At 59.0% G+C, this 19212-nt stretch carries 18 protein-coding genes; 9 read left to right on the plus strand and 9 right to left on the minus strand.

Translation table 11 applies throughout. From position 1 onward, the window contains the following. Positions 1-24: 24 nt before the first annotated feature. From ACYBHZ_RS05100 to ACYBHZ_RS05110, 3 genes are all read left to right on the plus strand, one after another. On the plus strand, positions 25-672 hold the full coding sequence (locus ACYBHZ_RS05100) for an RluA family pseudouridine synthase (RefSeq protein ID WP_460273124.1): 648 nt from the start codon (positions 25-27) through the stop codon (positions 670-672). A gap of 102 nt (positions 673-774) precedes the next feature. After that, the gene (locus ACYBHZ_RS05105) at positions 775-1422 is read left to right on the plus strand and encodes a peroxiredoxin (RefSeq protein WP_460273125.1); all 648 of its coding nucleotides are present in this window, start codon (positions 775-777) and stop codon (positions 1420-1422) included. A 198-nt stretch (positions 1423-1620) separates the two neighbouring features. Next, complete coding sequence (locus ACYBHZ_RS05110) at positions 1621-2511, plus strand: glycosyltransferase family 92 protein (protein WP_460273126.1); 891 nt, start codon at positions 1621-1623, stop codon at positions 2509-2511. A 123-nt stretch (positions 2512-2634) separates the two neighbouring features. Here the strand turns inward: ACYBHZ_RS05110 and ACYBHZ_RS05115 are convergent, their stop codons facing one another. The 3 genes from ACYBHZ_RS05115 to putP form a co-directional block, all read right to left on the minus strand. Next, positions 2635-3552 carry a glycosyltransferase gene (locus ACYBHZ_RS05115; RefSeq protein WP_460273128.1) on the minus strand — a complete coding sequence of 306 codons (918 nt, stop codon included), beginning with the start codon at positions 3550-3552 and terminating at the stop codon, positions 2635-2637. 298 nt (positions 3553-3850) lie between these two features. Next, positions 3851-5983, minus strand: a complete 2133-nt coding sequence (gene pnp, locus ACYBHZ_RS05120; RefSeq protein WP_460273129.1) for a polyribonucleotide nucleotidyltransferase — start codon at positions 5981-5983, stop codon at positions 3851-3853. Positions 5984-6225: 242 nt separating this feature from the next. Continuing rightward, positions 6226-7701, minus strand: coding sequence for a sodium/proline symporter PutP (gene putP, locus ACYBHZ_RS05125; protein ID WP_460273130.1), 1476 nt, complete (start codon positions 7699-7701; stop codon positions 6226-6228). A 281-nt stretch (positions 7702-7982) separates the two neighbouring features. Between putP and ACYBHZ_RS05130 the strand changes: the two genes are divergently transcribed. Then, complete coding sequence (locus tag ACYBHZ_RS05130; RefSeq protein ID WP_460273131.1) at positions 7983-8744, plus strand: SGNH/GDSL hydrolase family protein; 762 nt, start codon at positions 7983-7985, stop codon at positions 8742-8744. Between the two features lie 206 nt (positions 8745-8950). Here ACYBHZ_RS05130 and rpsO read toward each other — a convergent pair whose 3' ends face one another. Together rpsO and ACYBHZ_RS05140 are read right to left on the minus strand one after the other, a co-directional pair. Then, on the minus strand, positions 8951-9220 hold the full coding sequence (gene rpsO / locus ACYBHZ_RS05135; protein ID WP_460273132.1) for a 30S ribosomal protein S15: 270 nt from the start codon (positions 9218-9220) through the stop codon (positions 8951-8953). A 141-nt stretch (positions 9221-9361) separates the two neighbouring features. After that, positions 9362-9658 carry a DUF5665 domain-containing protein gene (locus ACYBHZ_RS05140; protein ID WP_460273134.1) on the minus strand — a complete coding sequence of 99 codons (297 nt, stop codon included), beginning with the start codon at positions 9656-9658 and terminating at the stop codon, positions 9362-9364. Positions 9659-9828: 170 nt separating this feature from the next. On the opposite strand from ACYBHZ_RS05140, the gene ACYBHZ_RS05145 reads away from it, so the two are divergent. After that, positions 9829-11343 (plus strand): calcium-binding protein, encoded by a 1515-nt coding sequence (locus ACYBHZ_RS05145; protein ID WP_460273135.1) that lies wholly within the window; start codon positions 9829-9831, stop codon positions 11341-11343. Here the strand turns inward: ACYBHZ_RS05145 and ACYBHZ_RS05150 are convergent, their stop codons facing one another. The 3 genes from ACYBHZ_RS05150 to rbfA are packed head-to-tail and all read right to left on the minus strand — an operon-like array spanning position 11344 to position 13251. Continuing rightward, positions 11344-11850: a DUF1643 domain-containing protein gene (locus tag ACYBHZ_RS05150; protein ID WP_460273136.1), complete on the minus strand. Its 507-nt coding sequence runs from the start codon at positions 11848-11850 to the stop codon at positions 11344-11346. A gap of 51 nt (positions 11851-11901) precedes the next feature. Next, entirely contained in the window at positions 11902-12810 is a 909-nt protein-coding gene (gene truB, locus ACYBHZ_RS05155; RefSeq protein WP_460273137.1) for a tRNA pseudouridine(55) synthase TruB, read from the minus strand. Between the two features lie 12 nt (positions 12811-12822). Beyond that, on the minus strand, positions 12823-13251 hold the full coding sequence (gene rbfA / locus ACYBHZ_RS05160; RefSeq protein ID WP_460273138.1) for a 30S ribosome-binding factor RbfA: 429 nt from the start codon (positions 13249-13251) through the stop codon (positions 12823-12825). 99 nt (positions 13252-13350) lie between these two features. On the opposite strand from rbfA, the gene dapB reads away from it, so the two are divergent. Further along, on the plus strand, positions 13351-14160 hold the full coding sequence (gene dapB, locus ACYBHZ_RS05165; protein ID WP_460273139.1) for a 4-hydroxy-tetrahydrodipicolinate reductase: 810 nt from the start codon (positions 13351-13353) through the stop codon (positions 14158-14160). Between the two features lie 59 nt (positions 14161-14219). Here dapB and ACYBHZ_RS05170 read toward each other — a convergent pair whose 3' ends face one another. Beyond that, positions 14220-14417, minus strand: a complete 198-nt coding sequence (locus ACYBHZ_RS05170; protein WP_460273140.1) for a DUF1674 domain-containing protein — start codon at positions 14415-14417, stop codon at positions 14220-14222. 58 nt (positions 14418-14475) lie between these two features. Between ACYBHZ_RS05170 and ACYBHZ_RS05175 the strand changes: the two genes are divergently transcribed. The 3 genes from ACYBHZ_RS05175 to purH all read left to right on the plus strand — a co-directional run bounded on the left by ACYBHZ_RS05175 (position 14476) and on the right by purH (position 19207). Continuing rightward, a complete protein-coding gene (locus ACYBHZ_RS05175; RefSeq protein ID WP_460273141.1) occupies positions 14476-15756 on the plus strand; it encodes an RsmB/NOP family class I SAM-dependent RNA methyltransferase in 1281 nt (426 codons plus the stop codon). 87 nt (positions 15757-15843) lie between these two features. Continuing rightward, entirely contained in the window at positions 15844-17583 is a 1740-nt protein-coding gene (locus ACYBHZ_RS05180; protein ID WP_460273142.1) for a heparinase II/III family protein, read from the plus strand. A gap of 34 nt (positions 17584-17617) precedes the next feature. Then, positions 17618-19207, plus strand: a complete 1590-nt coding sequence (gene purH, locus ACYBHZ_RS05185) for a bifunctional phosphoribosylaminoimidazolecarboxamide formyltransferase/IMP cyclohydrolase (protein WP_460273143.1) — start codon at positions 17618-17620, stop codon at positions 19205-19207. Positions 19208-19212 lie beyond the last annotated feature (5 nt).

The following is a 19212-nucleotide window of genomic DNA, read 5'->3' on the forward strand; positions in this document are numbered from 1 at the left end:
TGCGCGGGGATGAAAGAGACCCTGATGAGTGACAATTACAATCCGCCGCAAGAGCCGCTGAACATCCTGCATATGGATCATGAGATTCTCGTGGTGGACAAGCCATCGGGACTTTTGTCCGTGCCGGGCAAGGGCGAGCATCTCGCCGATTGTCTGATGTCCCGCATTCAGGCGGCGTTTCCCGAGGCGCTTTTGATCCACCGGCTGGATCGGGATACGTCGGGGGTGATGGTCTTCGCCCTGACGCCCCATGCGCAGCGTCATATCGGGCTCCAGTTCGAAAAGCGGCAGACGAAGAAAACCTATGTCGCCTGGGTGCATGGTCATCTCGCTGAGAAGACCGGGACGGTCGATCTGCCGTTGATCGTCGATTGGCCGAACCGCCCGAAGCAGATGGTCTGCCATGACACCGGCAAGCCCGCCGTCACCGATTGGCGGGTGGTGCGGTACCAGGACAATCAAACGCGGGTGCGGTTGATGCCCAAGACTGGCCGTTCGCACCAGCTGCGGGTGCATATGCTGACGCTTGGGCATCCGATCATGGGCGATCCGTTTTATGCGACGGGCGAGGCGCGGGACGCTCCGCGCTTGATGTTGCACGCAGAACAGCTACGGTTCCGTCACCCGGATGGCGGCGCGGGGCTGTCTTTCACAGCGAAATGTCCGTTCTGAATAACCCGAGTAAATGTGTCGCGGTTTCCATATCCGGGGTGGAAATTACAACATTAGAATGTATCTAAGTTTGTGAACCACGCACTTATAGAGGAGATGACCATGGGTCTTCGTATTAACGACATCGTTCCGAACTTTACCGCCATGACCGATCAGGGTGAGATCACCTTCCACGACTGGATTGGTGACAGCTGGGCGATCCTGTTCTCCCACCCGAAAGACTTTACCCCCGTTTGCACCACCGAATTCGGTGCCGTGGCTCAGCTTTCCGAAGAATGGGAAAAGCGCGGCACGAAAGTGATCGGTCTCTCTGTTGATGGTGCAGATGAGCACGTGCAGTGGAAATCTGACATCGAAGGTTTCTCGAAGGCCAAAGCAGGTTTCCCGATCATCGCCGACACCGATCTGGCTGTCTCGAAAGCTTTCGATATGCTGCCGGCCGATGCTTACCTGCCGGATGGCCGCACCGCCGCAGACTCCGCCTCCGTGCGCTCTGTGTTTATCATCTCCCCGGACAAAAAAGTTCAGCTCATCATGACTTACCCGATGTCCGTGGGCCGAAACTTTGCCGAGGTGCTTCGCGCGCTCGACGGTCTGCAGAAAACCTACGGTGTGCCGCTGGCCACCCCGGCAAACTGGACCACGGGTCAGGACGTGATCGCGGCTCTGTCGCTCACCGATGAGCAGGCTGCCGAGAAATTCGGTGAGGTGGACATCAAGCTCCCCTACCTGCGTTTCGTGAAAGCCTAAAGCGTTTCTACTTAAACCTGAAACAGGGTTTGAGCAGAAACGCGGTGCAACGTCCAAGCGGAGCGGGCGTTTCGACTTTATGTGATAGATCAAGTTAAAGTCGAAACGCTTTAAACGCGCCGGCTTGAAGGCCGTGTAAAATCGCCCCTGTTCGCCTGTGCCGATCTTTCTTATGGTGCTCGTGAACAGGGGTTTTTTATGTTTTCAGCACTGCGCCGCACAAAATCCATCTCTCGGATCAAGCTTAATCCGCCCGCGCCTATGGCGGACCGTCATGGTCTCGCGATTGTCCTGATCGTGCGCAACGAGGAGCGCCATATCGGCGAATGGGGGCGCTTCCACGCCAAGGCGGGCGTGCGGCATTTCTACGTCTATGACAATGGCTCGACGGACGGGACGCTGGTGCAGCTTGTGGCCGCCGTCGGGGTGCAGAACGTGACGGTGATCCCTTGGAACCAAAAGCTATCTGATGCGGCCAGCGGGGCGGAAATTCACAATCAGGTTTTGGCCTACGCCCATGCGGTGGCGAATTTCGGGGATCAGTTTCGCTGGATGTCGTTTATCGACGTGGACGAATTTTTGGTGCCGAGATCGGCTGAGACGCTGCTCGAATGTCTGGCGGATCTGGACGATGAGGTGAATATTTCCCTGCCGTGGCACATGTTTGGCCGCAATGGATTTGAGGAGGCGCCTGAGGGCGGGATCGTGCCGAATTATACCCGCCGTCACCCGGACCCGATGAGCCCCTTAAAAGGCATGTGCAATTTCAAGATGATCGTGGACCCGTGCCATGTGACGGCGATCAAGGTGCATTCTATTGAGACGGACGGATCGAGCGACAGCGTGAACGACGCAGGTCAACGGGCCTCCGCAAATGACCGCAAAAAGCCGGGCTTCTATTCCGCCGATCATATCCAGCTCAATCACTATTACACACGCTCGAACAGCGAGCTTCAGGCCAAGATCAAACGCGGCTCGAACATGACCCAGAACGAGGCAGATCACCTCCGCCGCGTGATGCGCAAGGTCGATCAGATCGAAGCGGAAAGCGTCGAGGATTTGTGCGCGAAACGGTGGTTTGGGGCGTAACCTTAGCGTTTAAAGCGTCCGGCCTTTAACTTGAGACATCAGATACAGGCTGGGCGCGTGCGACGTTCATATGTTGCACGGCGTTCGGCCAAAAGCCGTGTTTCAGGTTTTTGGTCGAACGCTTTAGTGACCCGTGGTCGTTGTGTAATGTTTCGAGCGCCTTCCCAACGCGGCACTGACTTTTCCCCAATAGCCTCCGGCAATTCGGGCCAGTTTCAACGGTGCGCTTTTTCTGCGGAATGGGAGGGTCAATAGCACCGTGAGGAACTGGAGCAGCTTGGCGGGGAGTCTTAGGAAAATCTTGTACCGCCGGCTCGGGCGCTCCGCGATTTTACCGTGGAAGCCGTTATTGGCCTGATCGCAGGCCCGGCGACATTGATACCTCAGGCTGAGACGTGCGACGGGCACGGTTTCATATGTGATGGCCTCTTTGACCCAGCCGACGGTGAAGCCGCGGGCCTTCACATCTTCCAGAAACTTGGTGTCCTCTCCACCGGAATAGCGCAGCTTGGGGTCGAACCAAATGCCTTCGTCGCGAAATAGACGTGTCTCGGCGATCCAGTTACCAGTGCCAATGACCGCACGTCCGGGCGTGTTCAAAGTCGCGGTTTCTGCCGTGCGCTGTTCGAGCTTTTGCTGAGCAAGGAACAGATTTTCATACATGAGCGACTGGAAGGCGCTGAGTGCCTCTGGGGGGGGAGATGTGCGAACAGGGGCACCTAATAACACGGCCTCGCTCTGCCTGTAGCCCTCAATCAGGCGAACCAGCCAGTCCCGCGTCACGGTTTCATCGTCATCGACGAACACCAGCAAATCGTCCCCATGCGACAGCGCATTTTGCGCCGCTCGGTTGCGTGCGAAAGGGATGCCGATTTCTGTCTCCAAAGCATAGTCAAGCGTTAGGCCGTTTTGCAAAGTCGGGCGCGCGGCGACAATCGATCGGGTATGCGGCTGATCGTCATTTTCGACAATTAGACAGCGGATTTGACAGTTCTCAGGCAAGTCCATCTGCCCCCAAGAGGCGATCAATGCCTGAACCATAAGGGGGCGTCTGCGGGTCAGAGACGCGACGGCGATGCGAAGGTGATGTTGACGACGGTGGGGCATGGCTTTGGGGGCGTTATAATTAGAATATGAAGAGTGCAGGCTACTATCCAGCACGTGCCGGATAGGCGCTTGCGATTCGGGTCGCCGACAAGATTCAGAGAAATTTCTCCGATCAGCTTAAGGGCGAACCTGGAAGGTATGTGTGAATATTTGTCACGTTGTTTGTATGACTTGGCAAACAAAAAAGCCCCGCAAAAACGGGGCTTTTCTATTTCGAGAAGGAAAAGTCCGATTACTCGGCTTCTTCCTCTTTCTTAACTTCTTCGCCAGTTTCCTGATCGACCATTTTCATGCCGAGACGGACTTTGCCACGGTCGTCGAAGCCGAGAAGTTTCACGTAAACTTCCTGACCTTCTTTGAGAACGTCGGACGGGTGGTTCAAGCGGCGGTTTTCGATTTGCGAGACGTGCACGAGGCCGTCACGCTTGCCGAAGAAGTTCACGAACGCGCCGAAATCGACGAGTTTCACGACTTTGCCTTTGTAGATCACGCCTTCTTCCGGCTCGGCCACGATCGAATAGATCATGTCGTAGGCTTTCTTGATGGCGTCGCCGTTGGCGGACGCGATCTTGATGATGCCTTCGTCGTTGATGTCGACTTTCGCGCCGGAGGTTTCCACGATCTCGCGGATGACCTTGCCGCCGGAACCGATCACTTCACGGATCTTGTCGGTCGGGATCTGCATGGTTTCGATGCGCGGGGCGTGAGCGGAGAATTCACCCGCGCCGGACAGCGCTTTGTTCATCTCGCCGAGGATGTGCATGCGGCCTTCTTTCGCTTGAGCGAGAGCTTGCTTCATGATCTCCGGGGTGATGCCCTGCACTTTGATGTCCATCTGCAGCGAGGTGATGCCGTTCTCAGTGCCAGCCACTTTGAAGTCCATGTCGCCGAGGTGATCTTCGTCGCCGAGGATGTCGGTCAGAACTGCGAACTCACCGTCGTCTTCGAGCACGAGGCCCATGGCCACACCAGCCACAGCGGCTTTAAGCGGCACACCAGCGTCCATCATCGACAGGGAGCCACCACAGACGGAAGCCATCGAGGAGGAGCCGTTCGACTCGGTGATCTCGGAGACCACGCGGATCGTGTAGGGGAAGTCGGTGGCGGCAGGCAGAACGGCCTGAAGGGCGCGCCATGCCAGTTTGCCGTGACCGATTTCACGACGACCCGGGGAACCGACACGGCCCACTTCACCAACCGAGTACGGCGGGAAGTTGTAGTGCAGCAGGAAGTTGGAGCGGAAGTTGCCATGCAGAGCGTCGATGATTTGCTCATCGTCGCCGGTGCCGAGCGTGGTCACGACGAGGCCCTGAGTTTCACCACGGGTGAACAGAGCGGAGCCGTGGGTGCGCGGCAGAATTCCGGTTTCGCAGGTGATCGAGCGCACCTGATCCAGAGCACGACCGTCGATGCGTTTGCCTTCTTTCACAACGGAAGACCGCAGCACGGTGGATTCGAGCTTTTTCAGCGCGGAGCCGAGGTTCGAGTCTTCGAGTTGTTCTTCAGAAAGACCGGCTTTGATCTCTTCCTTCACGGCGGAGACTGCAGCGACACGTTCCTGTTTGTCGAGGATCGCGTAAGCGGCTTTCATTTTGTCTTCGCCAGCAGCTTTCACCACTTCGTAGAGCGCGGAGTAATCCGGGGACTGGAAGTCGAAGGGTTCTTTGGCGGACTCTTCGGCGAGATCGATGATGCAGTCGATGACCGGCTGGATTTGCTCATGAGCAAAGGTCACGGCACCGAGCATTTCTTCTTCGGTCAGCTCGTAAGCTTCCGATTCCACCATCATCACGGCGTCTTTGGTGCCTGCCACGACGAGGTCGAGGCGCTGATCCGGGTTGGAGCGCAGGTCCTGCATGTCGTCGACGGTCGGGTTCAGGATGTATTCGCCATCTTCGAAGCCCACGCGGCAGCCAGCGATCGGGCCCATGAACGGAGCGCCGGAGATGGTCAGCGCAGCGGAGGCGGCGATCATCGCGACGACATCCGGGTCGTTGACCAGATCGTGCGACAGCACGGTGCACATCACGAGAACTTCGTTTTTGAAGCCGGATGCGAAAAGCGGGCGGATCGGACGGTCGATCAGACGCGCGGTGAGCGTTTCTTTCTCGGTCGGACGCGCTTCGCGTTTGAAGAAGCCACCCGGGATTTTACCGGCGGCGTAGTATTTCTCTTGGTAGTGAACAGTGAGGGGGAAGAAGTCCTGACCCTCTTTCTGTTGTTTGGCGAAGGTGACGTTGGCCATCACCGAGGTTTCGCCAAGGGTGGCGATGACGGTGCCATCGGCCTGACGGGCAATCTTGCCCGTTTCCAGCGTGAGGGTTTCTTCGCCCCACTGGATCGATTTTTTCACTTCGTTGAACATCAAGTGTATCCTACTTGGGAGCACTCCCGAGCCCTCTCGGGTCTCCCGTTTATCTGGCGGCCCCATTGCCGCCGACCCCATATCTTCTCTTCACAACGCCGGGGTCTGTTGCGTTACGTCTCAGATGGTCAAGGCGCATACAGCAAAATGCGCTCTGCGCCAAGTCGCGAGTTAGGGCTGAAACATAGGAAAACGGGCGACACATGGCCGCCCGTTCGCATTTTCGTAGATTTTAGGTCCGATCACTCGGCAGGCGTTTCCACCGCGCGGAACTCGCCTTTGTCTTTGGTCAGGAGGCTGACCACGACGATGGCGATGGCGGAGACGATGAAGCCCGGGATGATTTCATAGAGGCCTTCGCCCATGAAGGACTTGTTCAGGCCGGTCATGATCCAGACAGCCACGGTGCCGGCACCGAAGATGAGACCCGCGACCGCACCTGCGCCGGTCATGCGTTTCCATGTCAGCGACAGGATCATCAGCGGGCCGAAGGCGGCGCCGAAGCCTGCCCATGCATTGGACACGAGACCCAGCACGTTGGAGGTCGGGTCAGAGGCGATCAGGATCGCGGCCACACCGACGAGCGCTACGCAAAGCCGTCCGACGTTCACCAACTCCTGATCGGAGGCTTTGCGGCGGAAGAACACTTTGTAGAAGTCTTCGGTCAGGGACGAAGAGGACACCAGAAGCTGCGAGGAGACGGTGGACATGATCGCGGCCAGAAGGGCGGCGAAGAGGAAGCCGGTCACCAGCGGATTAAACAGCAGCTCGGCAAGCACGATGAAGATCGTTTCCGGATCGTCCAGCGTCAGGCCGTTGCGCTCCATATAGGTGCGGCCGAATACGCCAACGCCGATGGCGCCGATCAGCGAGATCGCCATCCAAAGCATCGCGATGTTGCGTGCGGTGCCGACTTCCTTGACGGAGCGGACGGCCATGAAGCGCACGATGATGTGTGGCTGGCCGAAGTAGCCAAGGCCCCATGCGACGGTGGAGAGGAAGCCGACCACGGTGAGCCCGTGGGTCATCGAAAGGTAGTTCGGGTCCACTTCGGTCGCGAGACGTTCTGCGGCCTGTTCGACGCCGTTGCCCTGACCGGTGGTGAGGATCACGATCGGCATGATGATCAGTGCGAACATCATGATGCAGCCTTGCACGAAGTCGGTGAGCGACACGGCGAGGAAGCCGCCGAAGACGGTGTAGATGAGCACCACGCCGAGGGTGAGGATCACGCCGGTCATGTAGGAGCCGTTAAAAGCGGAAGCGAACAACTTGCCGCCGCCGACGAGGCCGGAAGCCGTGTAGACAGCGAAGAACACGACGATGATCAGGGCGGAGACAACGCGCAGAGTGATTGCTGCGGTCGGGAAGCGGTTCGACAGGAATTCCGGAATGGTCAGGCTGTTGTCGTAACGCTGGGTTTGTTCGCGCAGACGCGGGGCGACGACGATCCAGTTGATCAGCGCGCCGACAAACAGGCCGATGCCGATCCATGCGTTGATCAGGCCGGAGGCGTAAAGCGCGCCGGGCAGACCGAGCAGAAGCCAGCCGCTCATGTCGGAGGCGCCTGCCGAGAGGGCCGCCACGGCCGGGTGAAGGTTGCGCCCGCCCAGAACATAGCCTTCGGCCGTGTCTGTGGACTTGCGCCACGCGTAAAAGCCGATGGCGAGCATCAGCGCAAAATAAAGGATCAGGCTGATCCAGACTCCCAATTCCATAATATTTTCCCCTTGTTGGAATTTTGTGGGGAGAATGCAGATGTCACCCCTTGAAACAAGGAAAGACTATGGTGTCGGTGAAATAAGGTGAAAACGGATGTTTTGGCTGTTATTTGCGGGGAAAATTAAGGTACAAATGGAGAACATTGGTAAAATTAACTATTTTGGGTCCGGCGGGAATTTTTTATTCCCTTATAGGTTGAGTCTGTGGCATTTCTGATTGAACAGGCTGGGTGGGCCAACGAATCTTTTTTGTGTCGCCGGATCGAAAAGCGCTACCAATGTTGCATGCCCAAATGAAAACTCTCCTGACAATTCTGTTCTTTACCGTTGCCGCGAGTGGAAGCGCAAGCGCCAATGGTAACGCAATTGCCTCCAGAGCCGCACCGGCCGGAAGTGTCACTCCGATCGAAACCGCTGAGGACGACCCTCGTATTCTCGCTCTCGGGGATTCCATGATGGCCTGGCATCTCGTGTCGCGCAGTTCCATCAGTGATGCGATGGAAAGGGCGCTGGGGGAGGAAGTCGAGAACCGCGCTGTTGGCGGGGCCCGTATTCTCTATGCTTTGCCGATCACCGGAGCGATGGGGCTGAATATCACCAAACAGTATCGCAATGACGCTGTGGACTGGGTGGTGATCAACGGCGGCGGCAATGACCTTATGCTGGGGTGTGGGTGCAACAAATGTGATCGCAAGATGTCCCGCATGATTTCGCCGAACGGGCAGCTCGGGGTCATCCCGGATTTGGTGGGCAAGATCAGGAGCCATGGCGCGCGCGTGATCTATGTTGGTTATCTGCGCAGCCCGGGTGTCGACAGCGCAATTGATTCCTGCCGCCCGCTTGGCGATGCCTTTGAGGCGCGGATCTCGAACATGGTGCGTGCGATGGATGGGGTCTATTTCCTCGATGTTTCAGACCTTGTTCCCAATGGCGATCGCTCCTTTCACGGTATGGATATGATCCACCCGTCGAAAAAGGGCTCACAAGTCATCGGGCAGAAGCTTGCCGCTATGATCCGCAAACTGGACAAGACGCGCTAATGGTATCTGAGGCACGCTGCCTCTGCATCCCGGTCAATCAATTGAAATTCGATAGGCGCGACCACTGAAAAGGTTCACGGCACAAAAAAAAGACCCCCCGGTTCCCCGGAGGATCTGAAAGATCACATCAGCAATGCCACCCGTTTGGATCAACGCCGCGGGGGCCGAAAAATCGGACTGCGGGGACGTAAGGTGGCCGTGCTGGCTTAGCGACGCAGGCCCAGACGTTCGATGATGGACTGGTAGCGGGCTTCGTCTTTGCCTTTCACGTAGTCGAGCAGCTTGCGGCGCTGAGCAACGAGTTTGAGCAGGCCACGACGACCGTGGTTGTCTTTCTTGTGGGTTTTGAAGTGCTCGGTGAGCGTCGCGATACGCGAGGACAGGATAGCGATCTGCACTTCGGGGGAACCGGTGTCGCCCTCTTTGGTGCCGAATTCCTTGATCAGGCGTGCTTTTTCTTCAACAGTGATCGACATCGGGGTCTCCTTTCGAAAACAAAGGGTTATGGCGCAAGCCGGGATGTCGTCCAGCAGGGCCCTTGGAGAATCTTCCCGACGCAGAGGTCCGGGAATGCGCGCGTTTAACCGGATTCTTCTGAAAAAGAAAGAGTTTTCGGCTTATTGTCCGGTCTCGACCCGTTGCGTCTCGCTCATGATTTCGCTGGCCAGTTGCTTGGCCCAGTCGCCGATGATCGGCACAACTTCCATTTGGTTCAGCATGAAGCCGACGATAGACACCACAATGGAGGCGCCCACAACGGAGCCGAAGCCGAAGGCCAGCCCGCGCAAGAATTGAAACCACATCATGCGCAGTTTGGAGTTATGAATGCGGATGAACTTATGTCCGTTCAGGCGATCCAGCTCTTCTGTCAGCGCTTTGATATCCTTGCTCAGGTCGGTGTCCTGTTCTGCCATGTTATGCCTCAAATGCACGGGTTTCTCCCTCCTCTTTAAACACATTTGAAAGCAAATGAAAATTAACCTTTGTTAACAGCTGTTTAGATTAAATTTTCTAGACTTTTTTCTTTCATTTCAAAGGGCCGAATGTAATCTGGGGCCGGGTGGATTTTGTGAGGTGTGGGCACATGTTATGGGCTCTGGCGATGTTGGGACTGGCGCCTGCGGCGTTTGCTTTGACGGAAATGGCCTTTCTCAAGGACGCAGATGATGAGGCGGCTGATGAGGCGCTTGGAGGGCAATCCGAAGCGCCCGATACGGCCGCGCCTCAGGAGGGGGCAGGGACGGGTGATTTGCTTGATGCGATTCCCGGAGATGATGGCGATGTCTCGCAAGAAACCGTTGAGGCCGTGTCTGAGGAGGAGGCGACAGATGCGCAGTCTTCTGTCGAGAGTGAAGTGGAGGCGGCCTCTCCCGATGAGCTCGATGAGCGCGAGATATCGCAAGATATGTCCGGCGATGACATATCAGGCGAGGACTACGAGGTGTCCAAAGGTTCGGGGGAGACGTTCTTCGCTGATTTTACTGAGGGCGAGGATCACGTCACGCTGACGGTTGGCGATGGGCTGACCGGCGATTTCATTGTTGAATCTCTGACCGACGAGGCGGGCAATGCGCTTGGGATCAGCTTGTCCTATGCGACTGAAGAGGATGAAACCATCCTGTCTTTCCTTGGGGCTGATACGCTTCCTGTTGCCGATATTTCGGTCGAGAGTATCGATCCTGAGAACGGAGAAAGCGCGGTTTATGAGTTAAGCGAGCTGGGGGATTTCGGCGCGACTGCGCCGAATGATCCGGAGGAACCAGACGCGCCGGGGCCGGAAGGTAGCTCTGATGAAGTGGTGATCACGGTGAACGATCCGGAGAGACCCGATGAGGCTGGCCCGGTGGGAGATGCGGAGGGCGAAGCGATCACCCCCAATGAGGACACTGAGACCGCGAGTGGAACGCCGACCGGAGAGGTGGTGGAGTATGTTTTGGGTGATGAAGGCGAAACCCTTATCTTGGCCGATGACGCGATGCAGGGCGGCACCGATGCCTCTCTGACCCGTGACGAGGATGGAGCTTGGACGGTGGAGACCAAAGGGACGCTGAATCTTGTGGTCGGCGGTGACGGGGATGACGTGATCGCGACGGGTGATGATGCTGCAATCGTCGACGGCGGTGCAGGCAATGACACGATTTACGGCGGCGATGGCATGGCGATCCTGTCCGGTGGCGATGGGAATGATGAAATCCACGCGGGCAATGACACCGGATCGGCATATGTCTTATCCGGGGATGCCGGGGCCGACAGGCTTTATGGCGGCGACGGGGAGGATACGCTTGTGATGGATGCGGAGGACACAGTGACGGGCGGCGCGGGGGCCGATGTGTTCTGGCTGTCTTACGATGCTAACTTGGACGACAACTATGCCAAGATCACCGATTTCGCGGTCGGCGAAGACATTTTGCATGTGACGCTCGACCCGGATGCGTCCTCTGATGGAGCGATGAATGTCGAAGTACGCGAGACGGAAGACGGGCTATCCAGTCAGGTGCTCGTCAACGGAGAATTGGTTGCCCTGCTTGAGGGGGCGCCGGGGGCCACGGTCGACGATATTGTGGTCGAGATCAGTCCGACGGCCTTGTCCGCCGCTTGATCAGCCCCAAAGCTCCGGCTGCTGCGTGTAAGCGATATAGAGCGGGTGTTTCGGATGCCCCGCTTTCGACAGGCCCAAGTGATAGAGGTCACGGCCCGTGCCGCGCAAAAGCCGTTCGACCTTCGCGCCGCGGTCCAGATGCGCGCCATGGGTGCCCCAGGCACAGACGATCTGATCCGCCCAAAGCGCCCAGTCGTGAATGGCCGCGTCATTTTCCGGTCCGACCGGATCGCTTGCAGCGCGCATTTTCTTTGGATCGGTGTCGCGCCAAGCAAAGATATTCGTCACGCAAAACGCCCCGAACCCAAGCGTCCGCGCCCGCCGTTCGCAGCGTTCCACCGTGGGATCGTTCTGCACTTCCGTGGCGGTCGAGGGGTTGAGCATGACGAAGAGCGCTTTACGCCCCTCCGGCTCCCACGTCCGCACAAGAGAATAACGGTAGCGTTCGCAATCGGAATAAACGGCGGTGGAGGGCGCGTCGCCCTTGGTGTGGGTGCGTGTGATCATGGGCTCTGAATGGCGGTTTCGGACTGCTAAGGCAAGCGATCAGGTCGATGCTCAGAGGTTGAACACGCGCGACGGGTGCAATTCGCCCGATTTGTAACGTCCGACGGCGACAGGTTTGCCTTCGAAAGAAGCCCAGACCTCATCGCCATACTCAACGCCATCGGCGGGATAGACCATGCCGGGATTGCCGTTGCGCAGGCGCGTGGCCCCTTCCGGCGTGCACATCACCTCATCGAGATCGGCAAGCCCTTCTTCGATCGGGCGCAGATAGGCGTCGAGCGCTTCGGTCTTCGCCATTTCGTCGATCTCGGTGATGGAAATGCCCTCTTCGGCATCCCAAGGCCCGGACCATTCGCGGCGCAGCCATTCGACATGACCGTGACAGCCGAGCGCCTCACCGAGATCACGGGCAATCGCACGCACATAGCCGCCTTTGCCGCAGGTCATCTCGAACAGCGCGTGATCGGCATCAACACGTTCGATGAATTTCAGCTCTTCGACATAGAGCGGGCGGGCGGCAATTTCGAAGTCCTCGTCGTCGCGCGCCAGTTTATAGGCCCGTTCCCCGTCGATTTTCACGGCGGAGAATTTCGGCGGCACCTGCATGATGTCGCCTTCGAACTGCGGCAGGGCGTCGAGAATCTGATCGTCGGTCGGACGCGCATCGCTCTCTTTGATCACCTCGCCCTCGGCATCGTCAGTATTCGTTGCCTGACCGAACCGCACGGAGAAACGATAGCATTTCAGCGCTTCGGTGATGAACGGGACGGTTTTCGTCGCCTCGCCCAAAGCCACGGCCAAAACGCCGGTTGCATCCGGATCGAGCGTGCCCGCATGGCCCGCTTTCTGGGCGTCAAACGCCCAGCGCACCTTGTTGACGACGGAGGTCGAGGTCATGCCAGCGGGCTTGTCCACGATCAGCCAACCGTGAACTGCGCGCCCCTTCTTGCGTCGGGCCATTGCGTTTCCTTGTTATTCTTCTTCGTCTTGGTCGCCGTCGCGATCATCGTGATGAATGTCGCGCTGGACGCGTTCATCGGAGAACATTTTGCGCGTGGCGTCCATCCGGTCGAACGTGTCGTCGAACTCGAATTTCAGTTCCGGCGTGTGCTTGATGCCAAGCGTCTTGCCGATCTGATGACGAATCTCGCCCTTGTTGCGGCGCAGCGCTTCGAGAGCGGTGCCAGCCGATTTGCCGCCGAGCGGCAGGATATAGGCGGTCGCGATGCGCAGATCGGAGGTCACACGGACTTCGCCCACCGTGATCGACATCGCGGTGAGGTCTGGATCATGAATTTCGCCACGGGTCAGAATCTCCGATAGACGTCGCCGGATAGCTTCACCAACGCGAAGGGTGCGATGCGAACCCGAGGGTCCGCCGGAATGAGATCGTTTTGCCATGATCGCGAGATAGTCTCGATTGCTCTTTCATGCAAGCGGGCTTTGCCAAAGCCGGTTGCACACGCTAAACCTCGCGCGACTGAGAGATGGAGTAAAAACATGAGCGAGCTTCCCGGCATTGTCATCACCGGCGCGTCCGGCCGGATGGGCCAGATGTTGATCAAAACCGTCGTGGCCTCGGACAAATGCAAACTCGTGGGTGCTGTCGAGCGCGCGGGCAGCGATTGGATCGGCCGCGATGTGGGCGAGGCGCTGGGCGGTGCCGCGCTGGGCGTGAGTGTCACCGACGATGCGCTTGAGGCCTTCGCCCATGCGCAGGCGGTGATCGACTTTACTGCCCCCGCCGCGACCGTCGAATTCGCCGGGCTCGCCGCGCAGGCGCGTTGCGTGCATGTCATCGGCACGACCGGTATGACCGAGGAAGATCTCGGCAAGATCGCCGCTGCAGGGCGTCACGCCACGATCATACGCGCGGGCAATATGTCGCTTGGGGTCAACCTTTTGACCAAGCTGACGAAAATGGTCTCCGCCGCTTTGGATGCGGATTACGACATCGAGATCATCGAAGCGCACCACAACCGCAAGGTGGACGCGCCCTCGGGGACGGCTTTGATGCTGGGCGAGGCCGCTGCCGAAGGACGCGGTGTCAAGCTTGAGGACGTGCGCGATTCGGGCCGCGATGGCATCACCGGCGCACGCAAAAAAGGGGATATTGGGTTCTCCGCCATTCGCGGTGGCGACATTGTTGGCGAGCATGACGTGATGTTCGCGGGCGAGGGCGAGCGCATCATCCTGCGCCATGTCGCTTCTGATCGGTCGCTGTTCGCCAAGGGCGCTTTGAAAGCCGCGCTTTGGGGGCAGGGGCAGAAGCCGGGCGAATACGATATGCTCGACGTGTTGGGCCTCTGAGCTTCCTCGAAGCCCAAATACCCAAAACAAAACCCGCGGAGTTCCGCGGGTTTTTTCTTTTAGAAATCGATGGCGAGGCCTTTTTTCTCCCAGTCGCCATAGCGCACCGGTTCCGGGCCGTCGCGCCCGCCAAGTTCCGTGGGCATGGCTTTGACGGCCTCTTCCCGTGCCTTGCGCCGTTCTTCGGCTTCAGCCAGCGCGCGCTGGGCGGCGGGCGGCAGGTGGGAGATGTCACGGTCTGGCGTTTGGTCGCTCATGGGGAAGTCCTTCGGATGATCTTGTCCGGCTTGCCCTTGTGATATACGGGGTTGGACCATGAAAACAAGATCGTCTGATGTCGCGGGGCTTGCCGCCCGCCGGGCCGCTTTGGCCCTTCTGGATGCCGTGCTCGTAGAGAAACGGCTTCTGTCCGAAGTGTTGTTGCAACGGACCAAGGATCTCACGCCCGAAGATCGCGCCCGCTCCCAGAGGATCGTGACCGAGGCTCTGCGCGTGATTGATCGCTGCGACCGGATGCTTGGCCCGCACCTCACGAAACGTCCCGCGCCGCATGTGATGAATGCACTGCGCCTTGGTGTGTTCGAGATTTGTGCGGCGGGGGAGGCCGCACATGGTGTGGTCAACGCTTATGTGGCTCTTATGCAGGAGCGCCCGAAATCCAGCCATTTCAAAGGGCTGGTCAACGCGGTGCTGCGCAAGATTGATGCGGAGAAGGCGAAATGGGACAGCCTGCCCGCTCCGATGCTGCCGAAATGGCTGCGCAAACCTTTGGTGGCGGATTTCGGTAAAGCGACCGTCAGCGCGATGGAGGCGGTGCAGGTGCAGGGTGCGCCGCTTGATCTGACGGTCAAGGCCGACGCCGACGCTTGGGCTGAAAAGCTGGGTGGTGAGGTTCTTCCGACCGGGGCCGTGCGTTTGAACGGTGCTGTTCAGGTCACCAAACTCGATGGGTTCGAGGCCGGGGACTGGTGGGTGCAAGACGCTGCTGCCAGCCTGCCCGCGCGAATCCTTGCGCCTGAGGCGGGCGCTCGGGTGCTCGATATGTGCGCCGCGCCGGGCGGCAAGACCATGCAGCTCGCGCAAATGGGCGCCAATGTCACGGCGCTCGATATTTCCGAATCGCGGATGAGCCGGGTGCAGGAAAACCTGTCGCGCTGCGGCCTGTCGGCGGAAATCGCCGTTGGCGATGCGTTGGAGTACGAAGGGGCGGATTTCGATGCGATTCTGCTCGATGCGCCTTGCACCGCGACGGGGACGATCCGGCGTCACCCGGACTTGCCGCATGTGAAGGACGGCTCGGATTTTCCGGGTCTGTTTGAGCTGCAGGAACATCTGATCGACCGGGCTCTGGGCATGCTCAAACCCGGCGGAAAACTGGTCTATTGCACGTGTTCCCTGCTCATTGACGAGGGTGAGGAACAGGTCCGCGACGCGATGGTCCGCCACCCTGATCTCAAGCTCGATCTTGAGGCGCTCAACATCCCCGGTGTCGATCCGGAATGGATCGGCGAGGAAGGCTTGCGCACCCGTCCGGATTACTGGGCGGAGCGCGGCGGGATGGATGGTTTCTTCATCACGGTGTTGCGACGAGGGTGACAGGCGGGGATTTCCCGATGACATCCCGAGACGTCGCCGTTATCTTCCGTAGGCAAACGAAAATGAACCGACAGGCTGGGGCAGGCAATGTCGCAAAGCGAGGATTGGCGCGCGAAGAACGTCCGCCGCATGAACAGGTTTCATGCGTGGCGTGCAGCGCGTGCAAAACCCGCAATGGGATTCGTTTCCCAGCCTGAACCCAAATCCATCGGTTCCTTCGCGCGTGGTCGCCAGCTGATCGGCGGCAATTTCCTGTTTGCAGGCTATCTGGTCGAGGCGCCGAATGCTTCGATCTGGGATATCGAAGCGCCCGCGTCGGGCTTTGTGGAAGAAATCCACGGCTTTGCCTGGCTCGACGATCTGGCCGCCGTTGGCGATTACAATGCGCGGCACCGGGCGCAGGATTGGATCAAGGACTGGATGGAGCGCTATGCGCGCGGCAAGGGGCCGGGATGGACGCCGGACCTGACCGGGCGGCGTCTCATCCGTTGGATTCACCACGCGCTGTTTTTCCTCTCCGGTCAGGAAACCAGCGTTTCAAACGCGTTCTACCAAACCCTTGGCCAACAAACGATTTTCCTGTCCCGCCGGTGGCAGACGGCCAGCCCCGGCTTGCCCCGGTTCGAGGCGCTCACCGGTTTGATCTATGCGGGCCTGTCGCTTGTGGGCATGGAGGAGCACGTCGCGCCTGCGGTGAAGGCTTTGGCGAAGGAGTGTGAGACGGAGATTGACGCGGAGGGCGGTATTCCGACGCGCAATCCAGAAGACTTGCTGGATGTTTTCACGCTGTTGACCTGGGCCGCTGCGGCGCTTTCAGAAGCTGGTAAGATTGCTGATGAGGCGCATCTGGCCGCGATTGAACGAATTGCGCCGACGCTGCGGGCGTTGCGCCATTCCGATGGTGGCTTAGCACGGTTCCATGGCGGCGGGCGCGGGGCCGAGGGGCGGCTCGATCATGCGCTGGCCTCTTCCGGCAACAAGACCCCTCCGGGGCAGGGGCTCCACATGGGTTTCCTGCGCCTTGCGGCTGGCCGGACCTCGATCATCGTCGATGTCGCGCCGCCGCCGAGAGTGGAGGCCTCGTTTAATGCGCATGCTTCGACCTTGGCGTTCGAACTGACCTCCGGGCGCAGACCTGTGATCGTCAACTGCGGCGCGGGTGGCAGTTTCGGGCCGGAATGGCGTCGGGCCGGGCGGGCGACGCCCTCGCATTCGACGCTTGGGATCGAAGGGTTCTCCTCCTCCCGCCTCGGGGCAAAGCGGATGGTCGGTGGCCATATGCGCGAGCTGCTTGTGGATGTGCCCGATGATGTGCGGCTTGAACTGCGCGCCAGCGAAGATGGCGGCGGATTTGTTGCCGGGCATAATGGCTACGGTAAAACGCATGGGCTGACGCATATCCGGCAGATCGAGCTGTCGAAAGACGGGCGCGGGATCGCGGGCGAGGACACGCTGGCGACAATCACCGAGGCAGACGAACGTCAATTCGACCGGATGATGGACAAGCTCAAGCTCCAAGGCATCCCGTTTCAGGTCCGGTTTCACCTTCACCCGGACGTGGATGCGGAGATTGATATGGGCGGCACGGCTGTGTCTCTGGCGCTCAAATCCGGGGAGATTTGGGTGTTCCGCCATGATGGTCGCGCGAAATTGAGCTTGGAAAGGTCGGTTTACCTCGAAAAAAACCGCTTAAAGCCCCGTGCAGCGAAACAAGTGGTTCTATCTGCGGCGGCAATGGATTATGCGACCCGTGTCCGTTGGACATTGGCCAAGGCGCAGGAGACGCCAACGACGCTCCGCGATCTTGAGATGGACGACGAGACCTAAGCTGATCTGACCGCCTTAAAGATGGACTGCCACCATGACCGACCTCTATCCCGTGAAGCGCGCGCTTCTTTCCGTATCCGACAAAACTGGCCTCGTTGATCTGGGCAAGGCGCTGTCTGCCAAGGGGGTCGAACTTCTGTCCACCGGCGGTTCCGCCAAGACGCTGCGCGATGCGGGCCTCGACGTCAAAGACGTCTCCGAGGTGACCGGCTTCCCGGAAATGATGGATGGCCGCGTGAAAACGCTGCACCCGCGTGTGCATGGTGGCCTTCTGGCGCTGCGTGACAATGCCGAGCATGTCTCCGCGATGGAAGAACACGGCATCGGCGGCATCGATCTTCTGATCGTGAACCTCTATCCGTTCGAGGCCGCTCTGGCCCGTGGCGCCGAGTATGACGAAATGATCGAGAACATCGACATTGGCGGTCCGGCGATGATCCGTGCAGCGGCGAAAAACCACGGGTTTGTGACCACCGTTGTCGATGTCGAAGATTACGACGCTCTGATCGCAGAGCTGGACGCCAACGACGGCCAGACCTCCTACGCCTTCCGTCAGAAAATGGCACAGATCGCCTATGCCCGCACCGGCGCTTATGACGCCGCCGTGTCCAACTGGATGGCCGATGCGATTGGCGAAGCTGCACCGCGTCGCCGCGTGGTTGCCGGTCAGATCAAACAGACCCTGCGCTATGGTGAAAACCCGCACCAGTCTGCGGCTTTCTATGTCGATGGTTCCGAGCGTCCGGGTGTTGCGACGGCTGTTCAGCATCAGGGCAAAGAGCTGTCCTATAACAACATCAACGACACCGACGCGGCGTTTGAACTTGTGGCCGAATTTGACCCGGCGGAAACGCCTGCCGTGGCGATCATCAAACACGCCAACCCGTGCGGTGTGGCCAAAGGCGCGACCCTTCTCGACGCTTACAACAATGCGTTCGATTGTGACCGCACCTCGGCTTTCGGCGGCATCGTCGCACTGAACAAGGCGCTGGATGCGGAGACCGCCAAGGCGATCACCGAGATTTTCACCGAAGTTGTCATCGCGCCGGGCGCGTCGGATGAAGCGAAAGAGATTTTCGCCGCCAAGAAGAACCTGCGCCTTCTGACCACCGAAGGTCTGCCGAACGTCCTGGCCAAACCGAACACCATTCGTCAGGTCGTAGGTGGCTACCTGTTCCAAGACAAGGATGCCGGTTTCGTTGGTATGGACGATCTGAAGGTCGTGACCGAGAAAGCCCCGACCCCGGAGCAGATGAAAGACCTGCTGTTCGCTTGGAAAGTTGCGAAACACGTGAAGTCCAACGCGATTGTCTACGTCAAAGATCAGGCCACCGTGGGCGTGGGTGCAGGGCAAATGTCCCGTCTCGATTCCGCGCTGATCGCCGCGAAGAAAGCCGAGCGCATGGCCGAAGCCATGGGCCTGCCGGAACCGCTGACCAAAGGCTCCGCCGTGGCGTCCGACGCGTTCTTCCCCTTCGCTGACGGTCTTCTCGAAGCGGCTGCTGCGGGTGCCTCCTGCGTGATCCAGCCGGGTGGCTCCATGCGTGACCAAGAAGTGATCGACGCCGCCAACGAAGCCGGGCTTGCCATGGTGCTCACCGGCATGCGTCACTTCCGTCACTAAGACGC

It is taken from the genome of Celeribacter sp. ULVN23_4 (assembly GCF_054788345.1).